13 protein-coding genes and 1 other annotated feature are annotated in these 15,186 nt (G+C 43.5%); of the genes, 11 read left to right on the top strand and 2 right to left on the bottom strand.

Translation table 11 applies throughout. The annotated features are described in order from the left end of the window. The first annotated feature begins 106 nt into the window (after positions 1-106). From CXF70_RS08840 to opp4C, 5 genes are all read left to right on the top strand, one after another. The gene (locus tag CXF70_RS08840; RefSeq protein ID WP_101802340.1) at positions 107-1,153 is read left to right on the top strand and encodes an ABC transporter ATP-binding protein; all 1,047 of its coding nucleotides are present in this window, start codon (positions 107-109) and stop codon (positions 1,151-1,153) included. Continuing rightward, complete coding sequence (locus tag CXF70_RS08835) at positions 1,150-2,160, top strand: ABC transporter ATP-binding protein (protein WP_101802339.1); 1,011 nt, start codon at positions 1,150-1,152, stop codon at positions 2,158-2,160. The genes CXF70_RS08840 and CXF70_RS08835 overlap by 4 nt, the downstream gene beginning before the upstream one ends. A 27-nt stretch (positions 2,161-2,187) precedes the next feature. Continuing rightward, positions 2,188-3,930: an oligopeptide ABC transporter substrate-binding protein gene (opp4A, locus tag CXF70_RS08830; RefSeq protein ID WP_101802338.1), complete on the top strand. Its 1,743-nt coding sequence runs from the start codon at positions 2,188-2,190 to the stop codon at positions 3,928-3,930. 152 nt (positions 3,931-4,082) lie between these two features. Continuing rightward, entirely contained in the window at positions 4,083-5,048 is a 966-nt protein-coding gene (opp4B, locus tag CXF70_RS08825; protein ID WP_084244716.1) for an oligopeptide ABC transporter permease, read from the top strand. 11 nt (positions 5,049-5,059) lie between these two features. After that, entirely contained in the window at positions 5,060-5,977 is a 918-nt protein-coding gene (opp4C, locus tag CXF70_RS08820) for an oligopeptide ABC transporter permease (protein ID WP_084244718.1), read from the top strand. A 115-nt stretch (positions 5,978-6,092) separates the two neighbouring features. Here opp4C and trpS read toward each other — a convergent pair whose 3' ends face one another. Then, positions 6,093-7,079 (bottom strand): tryptophan--tRNA ligase, encoded by a 987-nt coding sequence (gene trpS / locus CXF70_RS08815; protein WP_101802337.1) that lies wholly within the window; start codon positions 7,077-7,079, stop codon positions 6,093-6,095. Between the two features lie 43 nt (positions 7,080-7,122). Then, positions 7,123-7,334 (bottom strand) — a binding site (T-box leader). A gap of 42 nt (positions 7,335-7,376) precedes the next feature. Next, a complete protein-coding gene (locus CXF70_RS08810) occupies positions 7,377-7,718 on the bottom strand; it encodes a DUF3899 domain-containing protein (protein ID WP_084244722.1) in 342 nt (113 codons plus the stop codon). 240 nt (positions 7,719-7,958) lie between these two features. On the opposite strand from CXF70_RS08810, the gene CXF70_RS08805 reads away from it, so the two are divergent. From CXF70_RS08805 to CXF70_RS08780, 6 genes are all read left to right on the top strand, one after another. Continuing rightward, entirely contained in the window at positions 7,959-9,689 is a 1,731-nt protein-coding gene (locus CXF70_RS08805; RefSeq protein ID WP_101802336.1) for a peptide ABC transporter substrate-binding protein, read from the top strand. A 197-nt stretch (positions 9,690-9,886) separates the two neighbouring features. After that, positions 9,887-10,822, top strand: coding sequence for an oligopeptide ABC transporter permease (gene opp3b / locus CXF70_RS08800; RefSeq protein WP_101802335.1), 936 nt, complete (start codon positions 9,887-9,889; stop codon positions 10,820-10,822). Next, on the top strand, positions 10,822-11,841 hold the full coding sequence (opp3C, locus tag CXF70_RS08795; RefSeq protein ID WP_101802334.1) for an oligopeptide ABC transporter permease: 1,020 nt from the start codon (positions 10,822-10,824) through the stop codon (positions 11,839-11,841). Before opp3b ends, opp3C begins: the two co-directional genes overlap by 1 nt. Positions 11,842-11,856: 15 nt before the next feature. Further along, on the top strand, positions 11,857-12,912 hold the full coding sequence (locus tag CXF70_RS08790; RefSeq protein WP_084244730.1) for an ABC transporter ATP-binding protein: 1,056 nt from the start codon (positions 11,857-11,859) through the stop codon (positions 12,910-12,912). Next, complete coding sequence (locus tag CXF70_RS08785; protein WP_101802333.1) at positions 12,912-13,850, top strand: ABC transporter ATP-binding protein; 939 nt, start codon at positions 12,912-12,914, stop codon at positions 13,848-13,850. The genes CXF70_RS08790 and CXF70_RS08785 overlap by 1 nt, the downstream gene beginning before the upstream one ends. 107 nt (positions 13,851-13,957) lie before the next feature. Then, a complete protein-coding gene (locus tag CXF70_RS08780) occupies positions 13,958-15,166 on the top strand; it encodes a putative glycoside hydrolase (protein WP_084244734.1) in 1,209 nt (402 codons plus the stop codon). Positions 15,167-15,186 lie beyond the last annotated feature (20 nt).

Genomic DNA, 15,186 nt, shown 5'->3' with positions numbered 1-15,186 from the left:
CAAAATATTTTTTAAATTACAAAAAAGAGATTGATTATGTAATGTTTTTGTAATAAACTTTATGAAAGTTGAATTAACAGAAAAAAAAGAATTTTGAGGTGTTCGCATGTCAGCTAAAAAAACATCATTTACACAGACGCCGCTTTTACAGGTTGAGAACCTTCAAACCGGCTTCAAGATTGATGGCGACTTCTATAATGCTGTTGAAGGAGTTTCATTTGAAGTAAATCGTAAACAGATAGTCGGAGTCGTGGGGGAGTCAGGTTGCGGTAAAAGTGTAATGTCCCTGTCGATCATGCAGCTATTGCCAACTGGAATTGGAAAAATCCGCGGTGGCGAAGTGAAATTTGAAGGGGAGAATATTTCCAAACTATCTGATAAAAAAATGAACAATATACGTGGAAAAGATATTTCAATGATTTTTCAGGAACCGATGACTTCGTTGAATCCGGTTTTCACCATCGGCTATCAAATAGAAGAAGTTATCCTTAACCATGAAAAAATATCGAAAAAGGAAGCCCGTCTCCGTTCAGTGTCGTTGCTGAAAAGCGTAGGCATACCCCGTGCAGATAAAATCGTGGATGAATATCCTCATCAATTATCCGGCGGGATGAGACAGCGCGTTATGATTGCAATGGCTATTGCCTGCCAGCCGAAACTTCTGATTGCGGATGAACCGACGACTGCACTCGATGTAACCGTACAGGCGCAGATCCTTGATTTGCTGAAAGGCATACAGGAAGCGAATGATATGGCAATCATTTTAATCACTCACGATTTGGGCGTCGTCGCTGAAATCTGTGACGAAGTGCTGGTCATGTATGCGGGGAAGATAGTGGAAAAAGCTACAGTCGATGAACTGTTCAATAACCCGAAACATCCTTATACGGACCTTTTGATGAAGGCTATTCCAAGAATGGATGAAGACGTTGAAGTTCTGGCTACTATAGATGGCCTGGTTCCTTCGGTGATGAACATGCCTGAAGTCGGCTGCCGCTTCGCGAACCGCTGTCCATCGGTCATGCCTGAATGTTTGACAGTGACTCCTAGACTCGGCGAAGTAGCCTCAGATCACGAAGCAGCTTGCCTGCTCTACGATGAGAGCTGGCCGAAAGATGCAAAACCTCATAGAGAAGGGGCGTCCATGGCATGACAACAAGGGATTTAATACAAGACAGAATTGACAGTCTCGAGAATCGGGATGTGCTTCTCGAAGTCCAGAATCTTAAAACCTATTATCCGGTTACCGGCGGTTTCTTCAAAAGAACGGTCGGACATGTAAAAGCGGTTGATGATGTTTCATTCACCATACGTAAAGGCGAGACGCTTGGTCTTGTAGGTGAATCGGGATGCGGCAAGTCGACGACAGGAAGAACTATTCTTCGGTTGTTAAAACCGACAGACGGCCAAATTCTTTTTGAAGGAAAAGAAATCACCAAAATATCGGGGTCGAAACTTCAAAAAGCCCGGCGTGATTTTCAGATGGTTTTCCAGGATCCTTATGCGAGCCTCAATCCGATGCAGATGGTCGGCGATATTATAGCTGAACCGATTCTGAATTATGAGAAGCGTAACAGGAAAGAGCTGGAGCAGGAAATAAAATCGTTACTGACAAGGGTTGGACTGCCGGAAGCGGCATATTATAAATACGCACATGAATTTTCAGGCGGCCAGCGTCAACGCATCGGTATAGCCCGGGCACTCGCGTTGAATCCAAAATTGATTGTGGCAGATGAGCCGGTTTCTGCACTCGATGTTTCTGTCCAGTCGCAAGTTTTGAATCTGCTTAAGGAATTGCAGATTGAATTCGATCTCACATACTTGTTTATCGCGCATGATCTCAGCGTGGTAAAACATATGAGCGATCGAATCGGTGTTATGTATTTGGGCAATCTCGTCGAGGTTGCTTCAAATAGAGATTTATACAAGGAGCCGCTGCACCCTTATACACAAGCCTTGATTTCTGCGATCCCTGAACCGAATACGGCGATCAAGAAAGAACGGATTGTGCTTGAAGGAGATGTTCCGAGTCCGCAAAATCCGCCAACCGGCTGCCCGTTCCATACGCGCTGCCCGATGGCAATGGAAGTCTGTTCGAAAGAAAAGCCTCCATTAAAAGAAGTGCGGCCAGGCCATCATGTTGCCTGCGTCTTGTATTGATCAAAAAAAAACAGTAGGGGGAAAATCATGAAAAAGAACAAATCGTTATTATGGCTTTTCGCTTTGATTCTTGTCCTGTCTGCGTTCCTTGCAGCATGTGGCGGAGATGACAACGGCTCGTCCTCGGATGATTCGGAGAAAAAAGAAGAAACAGAAACAGAAACAGAAGGCACTGCTGAAGGAGAGCCACAAACAGGCGGAACTTTGGTATACGGCATTGACGCTCCACCAGAAGGATTATTCTCATCTGCTTTTTACGGCATCGCAACGGATGCTGAAGTTATCGCTCTTTTCGATGAGCCTTTAATTGATTATAACGAAAACCTGGAACCAGTTCCTAACGTAGCTTCATGGGAAACAGAAGACAATAAAGTCTTCACATTCACATTCGAAGAAGGCGTAAAATGGCATAACGGCGAAGAACTTACAGTTAATGACTGGGTATTCGCATTAGAAACGATCGCTGACCCTGATTATGACGGTCCTCGTTATTCGAACGTCCAAACAATTGAAGGAGCAGAAGCTTTCCGCAACGGTGAAGCTGATACGATTTCAGGAATTGAAGTTGTAAGTGACTACGAAATCAAAATCACTTTCGACGAGGCACGTGTAAACAACTTGACTAACCTTTGGGCTTACCCGCTTCCAGAAGCGGCTATGGGGGACATTCCAGTTGCTGAAATGTCAGCTTCTGAATTTGTTATCACAAACCCTATCGGAATCGGACCTTTCAAAGTTGATAAGATCGTACAAGGTGAATCAGTGGAATTCTCTAAATTCGAAGACTACTGGAATGGTGATGTAAACCTGGATAAAATCGTATTGCGCGTAATCGACAACTCTTCTGTTGTTGGTGCATTGCAAAACAACGATGTTGATATGATCTCGCTTCAGCCGGTATCAGGACCTGAAGTTGAGCCTTTGGAAAACGTTGAAATTACAACATATCCTGGCCTTTCTTACTATTATGTAGGATTCAAGCTTGGTAAATTCGACAGCGAATCACAAACTATCACTGAAGAAAACCCGAAATATCAAGACAAGCAGCTTCGTCAGGCGATGATGTATGCACTGAACCGCCAGGAGTGGGTTGATGCATTCTTCTTCGGCTACGCAAACGTAGTAAACGCTCCAGTACCAAGCTCTCACTGGAATGCTGCCGATAACAGCGAATTGAACACATATGAATACGATCCAGAAAAAGCGAAAACTTTGCTTGATGAAGCTGGATATGTAGACCAAAACGGAGATGGCTTCCGTGAGGATCCAAACGGTGATGAATTTGTTGTTAAATTCTCCCACTATGCAACAGGCAACCCGACTTTCGAAGCCCGTGCACAAGCAATTACTCAGTACTGGGAAGAAGTTGGCTTGAAAACAGAATTGGAAATGGTAGAAGTTAACTTGTACTATGACATGGTCGAAAAAGATGATCCATCAATCGAAACATTCTTCGGCGGATGGGGAACTGGGGCAGATCCGGATCCTTCAGGTCTTTGGAAAGCAGACCAGCTATGGAACTATCCTCGATACAACAATCCTGAAGCGGATCAATTGCTTGATGACGCTTTAGATATCGAAATCGTTGGTACTGATCAAGACAAACGTACAGAATTGTATGTTGAATGGCAAAAGATCGTCAACGAAGAAGTTCCAATGCTGTATATTGCTGAACTTGAAGAAATCGTTGCTTTGAACAACCGTGTGGGCGGAGTTGAATATGACGTTTCTGGTCAAAACAACCCGGCTGAATGGTTTGTAACAGAATAATATAGGAAGTAAACCTTCAACGATGGGCTGACACTGGCCCATCGTTGAAAAATTATACGGGGCTCTTATGCACGGTAAGGGATGTTTGGCACAAATTACTCTTACCGTGCCGAAGAGTGCAGCAGAGAACGTTACAGACAAGGAGAGTATGTATGCTTAAATATTCGATTAGAAGATTGCTTGGTATGATTCCTATGCTCATCCTTATTTCCGTAGTCGTATTTTCATTGGCAAAGCTGATGCCAGGTGATTCGCTCAGCGGCGAAATTGACCCGAATAATACCAATCCGGAATATATTGCAGAGATGAGAGAGAAACTGGGTTATAATGACCCGCTTCCGGTACAGTATTGGAACTGGATTACCGGCTTCGTACAAGGGGATTTCGGCAAATCAACGAAATATAAGAGACCTGCATTCGATGTCATCATGGAGAAAGTGCCGAATACATTGTTTTTGGGTATCATGTCACTCATAATCACTTATATTTTGGCGTTTATGATGGGGATGTACTCTGGACGCAAGCCATATACAATTGGAGATAACGCAATCGCCGGCATCAACTATGTCATGCTGGCCATTCCATCATTTGTCGCGGCTGTATTCGCAATTTACTTTTTCGCTTTCAATCTGAACTGGTTCCCGTTTGGAGGATCCGTCGATATTCTTGTGGAAACCGGTAGCGCGGAATATTACCTCAGCAGGTTGCACCATGTTCTTTTACCGGCTCTCGTTCTTGGTGCTATGAGTACGGCTTCTTACACGCAATTCCTGCGGAATGACATTATCGAAAACTCACGCAAGGATTTTGTCCGTACAGCCAGAGCTAAAGGGACGCCGATGAAGAAAATATACAATGTCCACATCCTGCGGAATTCAATCATTCCACTGGTAACATTTTTAGGCTTCGATTTTGCCGCATTGATCGGTGGGGCAATCATCACTGAAACTATCTTTACATACCCGGGCATCGGCATGCTGTTCCTGGATTCCGTCACAAATCGTGACTATCCGACGCTGATGGCTTTAACAATGCTCTTGTCGTTCCTGACATTGGCAGGGAATTTGATCGCAGACTTACTGTATGGAATCGTGGATCCACGAATCCGTCTGGAATAGGAGGAAGCAAAATGGCATCATCCAATACGTTAACCCAGCAAAAGAAGCCGGAACGCAGCTTGTCTCCATGGCAGATTGCTCGTAAAAAATTCATTCACAATAAATTGGCTATGATCAGTACGGTATTTATATTGATTGTAACTGCTTTATCGTTTGCCGCACCGTTTCTTGCACCATATTTGTCACCGATTCCTGATGTATCCCGGGTGAATATCGGTTCCATGAATATTCCGCCGAATAGTGAACATATTCTGGGTACAGATAAAAGCGGAAGGGACGTATTGACGCGATTATTCTACGGCGGACGAATTTCCCTCGTGGTCGGATTCAGCGCAACATTGATGGTTATTACACTTGGTACGCTGGTTGGTTCGATTGCCGGATTCTTCGGTGGTCTGGTGGATAATATCCTTATGAGATTCACCGACTTCGTTCTCAACTTTCCATTTTTGGTATTTGTTATCGTACTGAATACTATTCTGCGCGATACGATCGACGGAGTATCCGTATTGATCATAGTAATCGGCGTATTGAGCTGGGGAGGCGTAGCCCGTCTGGTACGCAGTAAAATCCTGGCTGAAAAAGAAAATGAATACGTTTTGGCAGCTTTATCGATCGGCTGTTCACCGATGAAAGTCATCCGCAAACACTTGTTGCCGAACGTCATGTCGACGATCATCGTTCAGGCTACCTTAATCTTTGCCAGTATGATAGTCGTTGAATCAGCTCTAAGTTATTTGGGCTTCGGCGTTCCTCAATCGGTCCCGAGCTGGGGCAATATGCTGTCATCTGCAAATGAACCCGATGTGCTGCAAGGCAAGCCGTGGATCTGGATGCCGCCAGCTTTGATCTTGACACTGACGATTCTTTCCATAAACTTTATCGGTGAAGGATTGAAGGATGCGTTGAATCCTAAATCGCTGAGATAATAAGAATTGCATAAACGCCTATACAGATTTGTCTTATGACACTGGAATCTTGGTGCTGTATTCTGGACAAAAAAAGTTCCGCACATCAAATTGTGCGGAACTTTTTTTATGGCTTTTAGCGTTTTCTTCCGAGACCCATTGCGTTTTCCATCTTCTTTAATGTTTTATTCGCAAGGAGGGCTGCTTTCTCTGCACCTTCATCAAGGATGCGGTCCAGTTCGTCCGACTCCACAAGCTGTGCATAACGTTCCTGGATCGGCGCCAGATGGTCTGTTACAGCTTTGGCTACAGAAGCTTTGAAGTCACCGTAGCCGGCACCTTCATACTTGGCAGTCAGTTCTTCTATTGATGCACCAGTCAATGCTGCTTCAATCGTAAGAAGATTTGAAACGCCGGGTTTGTTTACAGGATCGAAGCGGACGATGCCTTCAGAATCGGTGACAGCACTTTTAATCTTTTTCTCGATGGTCTTTAAATCATCCAATAAAGTGATAATGGATTTTTTATTGGTATCCGATTTGCTCATTTTTTTAGTCGGATCCTGCAAGGACATGATGCGTGCACCGTGCTTAGGAATCCGTATTTCAGGTATGGTCAGAACATCATTGTATTTCTTATTGAAACGTTCAGCCAAATCACGCGTCAATTCAATATGCTGTTTCTGATCGTCGCCGACTGGGACGATATTAGTCTGATACAAAAGGATGTCCGCAGCCATCAATGGGGGATAGGTAAGCAACCCGGCAGAGACAGAGACATTTTTTAATGACTTATCTTTATATTGTGTCATCCTTTCGAGTTCGCCGATCGTAGCGATGCATTGAAGCATCCAGCCGGCCTGGGCGTGTGCCGGCACTTCAGACTGGATGAACAAGGTTACCTTGTCGGGATCGATTCCTACGGCAAGATAAAGTGCTGCGAGAGCTTTGATGTTCCTGCGCAGTTCCAGCCGGTCCTGCGGCATTGTGATTGCGTGCTGATCAACGATGCAAAATATGCAATCGTACTCTTCCTGAAGCTCTGTAAATTGCTTGAACGCTCCGATATAATTCCCGAGTGTTACAGTTCCGGTAGGCTGTACGCCTGAAAAAATTCTGTTCATCCAAATTCCTCCTCAAAATAAAAAAACACAGCATGCATCCCTGCAAAGGGACGAAGCTGTGTTTCCGTGGTACCACCCTAGTTGCCGTTTCCGGCCACTCTTCTTCATAACGTGAAGATGACGGAGCAGGATACTTCGAATTTCACCCGCTCAGCTCGAAAGCCCATTCAATGCACCCCTCCATCTGTTTCCACCAGCCACAGACTCTCTATTATAGAAGGAAATACATTTACTCTTCTTTCTCAACGCCTGATATATTGTTCTTATTATAGTATAAGCAAGAAATGGATTGCAATATTATAATTCATATACCAGCAAGGAAATGCTCATCATCAGGATGGTGACCAGGCCGATAATAAGCAGTGGGGCAGCCGAGAATGGGATGACTTCGGAAGGAAGCCGCATTTCATCATCCTCCAATGTGCTTTTCCGCCGATAAAATTTGCGCATGCTCATCGTGAAAATATCGAAAGCGCCAGTTTGCACGACGAAGATCCAAGCACCGAAGAAAACCAGGATTCCACCATAAACAAATGATGTGTTGATATAGGACAAAAGAGATAAGTCTTCTGGACGTATAAAGATGGTCAGGAAAATTACAGCCTGAACAAGTAAAATCCACATGAGTATTTTTTTCAATTTCGCACTCTCCTCTAGATGATTGTAGATGGAAACGGAAAAAAAATCAAAAAAAATCTACAAAATTTTCAAATAAGAAAACGCTTACAAACGTAATATTCACGCGATTTGTTTTGTAATAAATGTCACACTATTATTACAATCGCAGATTAAATATAAAAAAAACGCTGTACAGGCTAAAAATAATATGTATAATAAACAGTGTACCAATTTTTCAGAAAATTTAAGGGGGTCAACTAAGTGAAGAACAGCAAGTTATTTTGGCTACTAGGCCTAGTTCTTGTTCTCAGCATCTTCCTAGCTGCATGTGGCGGCGGAGAAGAAACTGAAGAAGGAACTGAAACACCAGAAACAGAATCACCAGAAACTGAAACTCCTGAAGGAGAAGGATCTGGAGAAGCAACAGGCGAGCCTGATGCAGAACAAGTACTTAACCTGGTTGAAGGTGCAGAAATTCCATCAATGGACTCAGCTATCGCTGAAGATTCTGTAGCATTCAACATCTTGAACAACGTAAACGAAGGTCTATTCCGCTTGAACGAAGAGAATGTTGCAATTCCTGCTCTAGCAGAAGCTGAACCTGAAGTTTCTGAAGACGGCTTGACTTACACGTTCAAATTGCGTGATGCTAACTGGTCGGACGGTACACCGATTACAGCACAAGACTTCGAATTTGCTTGGAAACGCGCGCTAGACCCTGAAGTAGGATCTCCTTACGGACCTTACATGATGGCTGGCACGATCAAAGGCGCTACTGAAGTATCAGAAGGCGCTGACCCATCAGAACTTGGTGTAGTTGCAGAAGACGAAAAAACTCTAGTGGTAACGCTTGAGCGTCCAACTCCATACTTCATGTCATTGATGGCTTTCGGAACTTTCTATCCACAGAACGAAGCATTCGTTACTGAAAAAGGCGACGACTACGCTTCTAACTCTGATAACTTGCTTTACAACGGTCCATTCATACTTACTAACTGGGATGGCACTGGCTTGACTTGGTCTATGGAGAAAAACCCTGAGTACTGGGATGCTGAAACAGTTCAACTTGAAACTATCAACGTTGACGTTGTTAAAGAAACATCTACAGCTCTAAACCTTTACCAATCTGGCGAGAAAGACCGCGCTGGACTATCTGGTGAATTCGCAATGCAATATGCTGATGATCCAGAAGTTGTAAAAGAACTTGAACCAACTTTGTTCTACTTGAAATTCAACCAAGAACGCAATGGTGAAGAAACACCACTTGCAAACGAAAACATCCGTAAAGCGATTTCTATGTCTTTCAACAAGCAAGATCTAGTTGACGTAGTATTGGCTAACGGTTCACTACCAGCTAACTACCTTGTTCCTACTGAGTTCACATTCTCAGAAGACGGCGCTGATTTCCGTGAAATCAACGGCGACTTGACTGGCTTTGATGTTGAAAAAGCACAAGAATTCTGGGCTACTGGCCTTGAAGAAATCGGCCAAACTGAAGTAACTCTTGAACTGCTTGGCGGCGACAGCGAATTGGCTGGTAAAATGGACGCTTACTTGAAAGAACAAATGGAAACTAACCTTGAAGGTTTGACTGTAAACTTGAAAGCTGTACCATTTGGCGTTCGTCTTGAACTTGACGAAGCACAGGACTACGATATGCAAAACTCTGGTTGGGGCCCTGACTATCAGGATCCAATGACTTTCATTGACTTGTTCGTTACTGGAGCTTCACACAACTTGATGTCTTATTCTAACGAAGAATTCGACAGCTTAGTTGAACAGGCTAAAGGCGAACTAGCTCAAGATCCTGCAGCTCGCTGGGAAGCTATGGCTGAAGCTGAAAGAATCCTGATTGAAGAAGATGCTGCTATCGCACCGATTTACCAACGTGCTACAATGGCTCTTCAAAAACCATATGTACAAAACATCATCTCTCACCCATTCGGTGGAGATTACAGCTACAAATGGGCTTTCATTTCAGGCAAAGAATAATTTAATCTGAAGCCACGGTTCTAAAACCAAATAGAAAGAGAGTATATCGCTACTTTAGCTCGATATACTCTCTTTTCTAATGTAGGAAAGTTCACCGAAAATTAACCCTTTTCTGCTAAATTTGAAAAAAATAAGTTTTTGTTTCCAAGGAATAACAGAGCTTATATAATAGAAGTATTCTATTTCGGAGGTGCAACATGGCAAGATATATTGGCAAACGGATAATATATATGGTGATTACATTGGCGTTGATTGCCACATTCACTTTTTTCTTGATGAAGATACTACCAGGTTCCCCTATCGCTTCCGCAGATAAATTATCTCCAGAACAAAGGGCAGTCGTAGAAGCAAGGTACGGTCTGGACGACCCCCTTCCGGTACAATATTTCAACTATATGTTCGGCCTGGTTCAAGGCGATCTTGGTATTTCGATTAACCAGTTTAAAGGCGCAGATGTTACCGACGTTATTTTAAGTCGTATGGGTCCGTCCGCACAAATTGGTTTCCAAGGGATGTTGTTGGGTACAGTGCTTGGCATTTTGTTAGGAATGATTGCTGCGTTAAGGCAAAATACATGGGTTGATTATTCCAGCACAGTGGTGGCTATAATCGGTATTTCTATACCATCATTCGTATTTGCGTCAATGCTTCAATATTTCCTTGGCTTGAAATTGGGTTGGTTCCCGGTTGCTTTGTGGAAAGACGGATTCATGTCCAGTGTCCTTCCATCGATTGCATTAGCGATGTTCCCGCTTGCTACAGCAGCGCGTTTCATCAGAACAGAAATGATCGAAGTATTAAGTTCGGATTATATTACATTGGCAAAAGCCAAAGGGGCAAGCGGTTCCGAGATTGCTTTCAAGCACGCGTTCCGTAATGCTTTGATTCCTTTGATTACAGTCCTTGGACCGATGGCTGTCGGTATCTTGACTGGCTCGCTAGTTGTAGAGCAAATTTTCGCAATTCCTGGAATCGGTGAACAGTTTGTAAAATCGATCATGGTCAGTGACTTCTCGATCATCATGGGTACTACAATCTTCTTCTCAGTATTCCTGATCCTAGTAATTCTTATTGTCGATATCATGTACGGTATTATTGATCCTCGTATCCGTCTTTCAGGAGGTAAGAGTTAATGACTCAAAACTATGAAAAATTGCCTCAAGGGTCTTTTGACAGAATACCAAGAGACACCCAGCAGGCAGAACGCATCTCAAAACCAAGTGTCAGCTTCTGGCAGGACGCATGGCGCAGACTTAAAAAGAATAAAGGTGCCATATTCAGTTTGGTCCTGTTTGGTTTGATCGTCATCATGGCATTACTGGGCCCGGTCATCAGCCCTTATTCACCAAACTCACAAACGATTACACACGCAAACCTGCCGCCGAAGATTCCGGTGATTGAAAATCTTGGAATTTTCGATGGTGTTGGTACACTTGGCGGTAAAGAAGTGGATTTGTATGAAATGAAGAACGTTGACCAAAACTATTGGTTCGGTACTGATGGACTTGGTCGCGACATGTTCTCTCGTGTTTGGAAAGGTACGCAAGTATCATTATTCATCGCATTTGCCGCAGCGGCTATCGATATGTTGATCGGCGTCATTTACGGCGGGATCTCAGGTTACTTCGGCGGACGAGTCGATGATATTATGCAGCGTATCGTTGAGATTTTAACAGGTATACCAAACCTTGTTGTCGTAATCCTTTTCATCATGATCATGGACCCAGGGATTCTGGCCATCATCATCGCTCTGACCATAACCGGTTGGACCGGTATGTCACGGGTCGTCCGTGGACAAGTGCTTAAATACAAAACACAGGAATTCGTTTTGGCTGCCCGCACATTGGGTGCCACTGACGGACGCATTATCTGGAAGCATTTAATGCCTAACGTATTGGGTGTAATTATCATCAACACAATGTTTACGATTCCAGGAGCTATTTTCTTTGAAGCATTCCTTAGCTTTATCGGACTGGGGCTGCAGGCTCCGGACGCTTCACTTGGAACGCTCATTAATGACGGTTATAAACTAATCCAGTATCAGCCGCATATCTTGGCGATCCCGGCATTCGTACTTAGTTTAATCATGATCGCATTCAACTTGATCGGTGATGGATTGCGCGATGCCCTCGATCCTAAGATGAAAGATTAAGGAGGAAAGCCGAAGATGGAGAAAATTCTACAAGTGAAAGACCTCGAACTTTCCTTTAACACTTTTGGCGGGGAAGTAAAAGCTATACGAGGTGTAAATTTTGATCTATATAAAGGTGAAACTTTAGCAATCGTTGGTGAGTCGGGTTCAGGTAAATCTGTAACCACGAAATCCATCATGCGTTTATTGCCTGAGAGTTCAGCTGAATTTAAAAATGGAGAGATTTTGTTCGGTGGAAGAGACCTGACAAAACTATCCGATAAAGAAATGCAGAAAATCCGCGGTAAAGATATTTCGATGATTTTCCAGGATCCGATGACATCATTGAATCCAACAATGCCAATTGGACGCCAAATCACAGAACCTTTACTGAAGCACCAAAAAATCAGTAAATCTGAAGCCCGTAAAGTTGCTATCGATCTTTTACGACTAGTGGGCATGCCAAAACCGGAATTGCGGATGAAACAATATCCGCACCAATTTTCCGGTGGACAGCGCCAGCGTATCGTAATCGCTATTTCACTTGCTTGTAATCCGCAGATTCTCATTGCAGATGAGCCGACTACAGCGCTTGATGTTACAATCCAGGCTCAGATCCTTGAGCTGATGAAAGACCTTCAGAAAAAAATCGATACATCTATCATCTTCATCACACACGACCTTGGGGTTGTCGCGAATGTTGCAGATCGTGTAGCGGTCATGTACGGAGGCAAAATCGTTGAGATCGGGACTGTGGATGAAATTTTCTATAACCCGCAGCATCCATATACATGGGGCTTGTTAAGTTCTATGCCTTCATTGGATACTGAAGATGCGAAACTTTACGCAATTCCAGGAACACCGCCAGATCTATTGGATCCTCCTAAAGGGGACGCGTTCGCTCTGCGCAGTGAATATGCGATGAAGATTGATATGGAAATGGATCCTCCATTCTTTAAAATCACTGATACTCATATGGCTGCCACATGGCTACTGCACCCGGATGCTCCGCAAGTTGAGCCGCCGGTGAGTGTCATAGAAAGAATGAAAAAGTTCCCTGGAAGCCGTTATTATGAAGGGAGCGCAAATTGATGGCTGAAAAATTACTTGAAATCAAAAATTTGAAACAGTATTTTAATGTTGGCAAAGCCAATGAAGTGAAGGCTGTCGACGGCATCTCTTTCGATATCTATAAAGGGGAAACTCTTGGACTTGTTGGTGAATCTGGCTGTGGGAAATCCACTACCGGACGTTCCATTATCCGTCTATATGACGCAACAGATGGTGAAGTATTGTATGAAGGTGAAAATGTCCACGGCAAGAAGTCCAAAAAAGATCTGAAGAAATTCAACCGCAAAATGCAGATGATTTTCCAGGATCCTTATGCTTCATTGAACCAGCGGATGAAAGTCATGGATATCATTGCAGAAGGCATTGATATTCACGGATTGGCTAAAAACTCGAAAGAACGCGAGCAGATGGTTTTCAGCCTGCTTGAAACTGTAGGGTTGAACAAAGAGCACGCCAACCGGTATCCACATGAATTCTCCGGTGGACAAAGACAGCGTCTTGGAATTGCCCGGGCACTTGCAGTAGATCCGGATTTCATCATCGCTGACGAGCCGATTTCAGCTCTTGATGTGTCCATTCAGGCACAGGTCGTCAATTTGCTGAAAGATTTGCAGAAGGAAAAAGGGCTCACTTATTTATTCATCGCCCATGACCTTTCAATGGTTAAATATATTTCTGATCGCATCGCTGTTATGTATTTCGGCAGAATGGTGGAACTTGCACCAGCAGAAGATCTTTATAACAATCCGATGCATCCTTATACACAATCGTTGCTTTCAGCAATTCCGCTTCCAGATCCGAACTACGAGCGCAACCGCATCCGTAAATCTTACGATCCGGCTACCCACAATTATGCAGAAGGCGAGGATGTCCGTATGAGAGAAATCACTCCCGGACATTTCGTGGATTGTTCTGAACGTGAGTTTGAAGCTTTGAAAGCTGGTTCTCTAAAAGTATAAAAAATTTAGCAATGCCACATTGTGGTATTGCTATTTTTTTGTTTCAATTTGTCAAAATGATGATAAAATGGAATAAGAAAGACAACTGAGAGGATGTTAAGTCGAATATGAAGAAAATACGTTTAGCAGCAGCTACCGCTTTATTGTTTAGTGGATTGGCTACAGCTCCCGTTATGGCAGCAGAAGAAAAAGCGGAGGATTTTACCACACGTACATACAATGCTATTGAAATAAATTCTGAAGTACTGTCGAGTTCGCAATTGTTCAGATACAGTTCCGGTCTTACATTTGAATATCCGGATGCTGTCCGTGGAATATTCGTCACAGGCCATTCTGCAGGTGGCGCCCGTTTTGACAGTCTGATCGATTTAGTCAATACAACAGATTTGAACGCGATGGTCATTGATATCAAAGAGGATTTCGGCTATTTGACTTATGAACCTGAAGAAGGTTCTGAGCTGGCTGAGTTTGGAATCGGTCAGCCGTATATCAAAGATCCACGCGCAATGCTTGAACGTTTGGAGCAGGAAGAAATCTATCCTATAGCACGGGTCGTCGTATTCAAGGATTCGGCATTGGCAGAAAGCAAGCCGGAATGGTCGTTTAAAGAAGGCGGTCAGGTTTGGAAGAACCGAAGAGGAGAAGCTTTTGTCAATCCATTCATGAAAGAAGTTTGGGATTACAACGTTGATATCGCAATTGAAGCGGCTAAACTTGGATTTAAGGAAATTCAGTTTGACTATGTCCGTTTCCCTGAAGGTTTTGAAAACCGTGCAGACACTCTGGAGTATTCAAAAGGTGAGTACGATGGAGACGACTATGATAATGTGCAGCGCCGCGTAGATGCAGTAACGGACTTCGTAGCGTACGCTCATGAACAATTGGAGCCTTATGATGTGGAAGTGTCTGTTGATATCTTCGGTTATTCGGCAACGTTGCCGGAAGCGCCGGGCATTGGCCAGAACTTCTCTAAGATTTCTGAGAATGTTGACGTAATTTCTTCTATGATCTATCCAAGCCACTGGACGTCATATTTTGGAATTGCAAAACCTGATCTTGAACCGTATAAATTGGTAGCTGAATATGCAAAAGTCGAGAATGCCAAATTGGGTGAACTTGAAGATCCGCCAGTTTCACGGCCATGGCTTCAGGATTTTACAGCTTCATATCTTGGCGCAGGCAATTACCTGAACTATGGGAAAGCTGAAGTGGAAGCACAGATCAAAGCTCTAAATGACAATGGCATAGATGAATTTTTATTATGGAATGCAGGGAATACCTATTCACCAGGTGTCGATTATACACCAAACAATTAATAATGGAAAAAGAAGCTGAT

Origin of the sequence: Planomicrobium sp. MB-3u-38 (assembly GCF_002836425.1) — a bacterium.
Lineage (GTDB): Bacteria > Bacillota > Bacilli > Bacillales_A > Planococcaceae > Planococcus > Planococcus okeanokoites.
Note: the sequence above shows the minus strand (reverse complement) of the source record. Positions and strands in the feature narration are given on the sequence as shown.

Excerpts from the sequence above, each read along its gene's own strand:
- CXF70_RS08840 (WP_101802340.1), top strand. The coding sequence starts at position 107 with ATGTCAGCTAAAAAAACATCATTTACACAGACGCCGCTTTTACAGGTT.
- CXF70_RS08835 (WP_101802339.1), top strand. The coding sequence starts at position 1,150 with ATGACAACAAGGGATTTAATACAAGACAGAATTGACAGTCTCGAGAAT.
- opp4A (WP_101802338.1), top strand. The coding sequence starts at position 2,188 with ATGAAAAAGAACAAATCGTTATTATGGCTTTTCGCTTTGATTCTTGTC.
- opp4B (WP_084244716.1), top strand. The coding sequence starts at position 4,083 with ATGCTTAAATATTCGATTAGAAGATTGCTTGGTATGATTCCTATGCTC.
- opp4C (WP_084244718.1), top strand. The coding sequence starts at position 5,060 with ATGGCATCATCCAATACGTTAACCCAGCAAAAGAAGCCGGAACGCAGC.
- trpS (WP_101802337.1), bottom strand. The coding sequence starts at position 7,079 with ATGAACAGAATTTTTTCAGGCGTACAGCCTACCGGAACTGTAACACTC.
- opp3b (WP_101802335.1), top strand. The coding sequence starts at position 9,887 with ATGGCAAGATATATTGGCAAACGGATAATATATATGGTGATTACATTG.
- opp3C (WP_101802334.1), top strand. The coding sequence starts at position 10,822 with ATGACTCAAAACTATGAAAAATTGCCTCAAGGGTCTTTTGACAGAATA.
- CXF70_RS08790 (WP_084244730.1), top strand. The coding sequence starts at position 11,857 with ATGGAGAAAATTCTACAAGTGAAAGACCTCGAACTTTCCTTTAACACT.
- CXF70_RS08785 (WP_101802333.1), top strand. The coding sequence starts at position 12,912 with ATGGCTGAAAAATTACTTGAAATCAAAAATTTGAAACAGTATTTTAAT.
- CXF70_RS08780 (WP_084244734.1), top strand. The coding sequence starts at position 13,958 with ATGAAGAAAATACGTTTAGCAGCAGCTACCGCTTTATTGTTTAGTGGA.